We start from the raw sequence: 1,881 nt of genomic DNA, 5'->3' as shown, positions 1-1,881 counted from the left end.
GCCTCGCCCGTGTTGCGCACGACGAACGTCCGCGTGACCACGTCCTTCGCCCCGATCCCGCCGACGTCAGGGACCGCTGCAGCCACGGCGACGGTGGGCTGTGGGCCGTCCTGAGGCAGGAAGGGGATGGGCGGGGAGTCGCCCATCTGGTGGGTAGCCTGAATGGGCCGGCCGGCGGCCAACTCCCCCTCGGCCAGCCCGACCGCGTCATCGGCCGCCCGTCCGGCAAAGTAGACACCCAGGCCAACCAGCCCCAGAATACCGGCAAGGAGGAGCACGGCGATCAAAAGTTCAGGCCGCCTGGCTTGATGCCTTTGTTTGTATTGAGCAGTGCGTGCCATCGGTTACTCTCCGTTCTACAAAGTTGCACTCAGGATAGCAGCGGACAATGCCGTCCATCAGCGCCATATGGCGTATTTACGGCTCGTCCTCAACGGTTCCCGCCGGCCCAGGCAACAAAGGGCATATTGACCACAACGCCGGGCACTTCTTCGGTTAGTTGTCCGGCGGCGATGGCCGCCTGCACGTCGGCCGCCGACTTCAGTTCGACGGCTGCCGCCGGATCCGTCCACGTCACCAGGTGGAGCGTCCGCAAGGGTGTGTACTCGGCCGCGCCGGGCGGGAATGGGAAAACGTCGGGCTGGAAGCCAAGCGGCCCCATGCCCGCGACGCCATTGGTGAAGACGTAGACCGGGGCCAGCGCCGACGCCGGAACCTCCGCCAGCGACGGTACGACCAGCACCGGCGACCCCATCATGTCGCTCAGCCGTTGGGCAATGTCGGGATCGGAGGCCTCGGTGTGGATGAAGCGTATCGCCTGCCCTTCGCTGTAGGCCAGTCCGGCCGGGACTTGAGGCGCGTTGCCCATCATCATGCCCATGCCGGGCATCGGCATGGGCGTGCCGGTGGCGTGCATCTGGGCCATCATGCCCTGCATGTTGCCCATCATCCCTTGCATCTGCTGCATCATCTCTGGCGACATGGGCACATTTTGCAGATCGCCCATCATGCCCTGCATACCGGCCATCATCCCCTGCATCTGCGCCATGACTTCTGGCGACATCGGCGTGCCCTGCAGGTTCTGCATCATGCCTTGCATGCCGGCCATCATGCCCTGCATGTCCTGGGCCAGGCCGCTCACGTCGGCCGCCGGCGCGAGCGTCGGTTCGACGTTGCCAGGCTGTATCGCGCAGCCCGCCAGCGCCAGCACGACCGTTAGGAGCGCTAAAACCCCCATGAACTGTCTTGACGATCTCATTGCCCTTCTCCCATGATTTACTAGAGCGAGTTATCAAGAGGAACACAGAGTCCGGTGTCCTCACCGGACCTATTTTCCTCTCATCCGTTTTCTCTATTAAGACTCAGCGCGGCGGGCGGCCCGGAACGAGCAAGGAACCGGGCCGCCCTATTGTTGCGAGTTGTATGAACCAATCGTACTCGCCCCGCCTTGTCGCCGACAGCGCCAATTGGCGTATTGTGAGGACGCGCACGCCGGCTTGCCACTTGCCACCGGCCGCTTGCTCCCCCGCTCCCCTGCCCCCCTGCTCCCCTGCTCTTCGCCACTTAGGTGCAACCCACTTCAGAAAGTGGGTCGCACCGGCCACTTGCCGCCTGCCACTTGCCGCGCTAACGTATGACCCCATGACCGACCCCATCCGCATTCTACTAGCCGATGACCACGCCGTGGTGCGGGCCGGCATTCGCCAATTCCTGGAGCGCGAGGCCGATCTGCGCGTGGTAGCTGAGGCCGACGACGGCGACGCCGCCCGCCGCCTCATCGCTGAACACCGGCCGGACGTGGCCGTGCTCGACATCCAGATGCCCGGCGCGACAGGGATCGAGGTCGCTCGCTGGAGCCGCGCCAATTACCCGGCCGTCGGC

The 1,881-nt window shown here is 65.0% G+C and carries 3 protein-coding genes; 1 reads left to right on the top strand and 2 read right to left on the bottom strand.

Annotated features, from left to right (window positions below; genetic code table 11):
• On the bottom strand, positions 1 to 287 hold a 287-nt coding region (locus ACE3UY_RS20390; protein WP_374689320.1), incomplete at its 3' end, for a hypothetical protein.
• 143 nt (positions 288 to 430) lie between these two features.
• Entirely contained in the window at positions 431 to 1,258 is an 828-nt protein-coding gene (locus tag ACE3UY_RS20385; RefSeq protein WP_374689319.1) for a hypothetical protein, read from the bottom strand.
• Between the two features lie 383 nt (positions 1,259 to 1,641).
• On the opposite strand from ACE3UY_RS20385, the gene ACE3UY_RS20380 reads away from it, so the two are divergent.
• Positions 1,642 to 1,881 (top strand): response regulator transcription factor (locus ACE3UY_RS20380; protein WP_374689318.1); only part of this gene is annotated, 240 nt, incomplete at its 3' end.

This window comes from Promineifilum sp. (SeqCode) (assembly GCF_041918635.1).
GTDB lineage: Bacteria > Chloroflexota > Anaerolineae > Promineifilales > Promineifilaceae > Promineifilum.
This window is presented reverse-complemented; position numbering and strand designations above follow the sequence as displayed.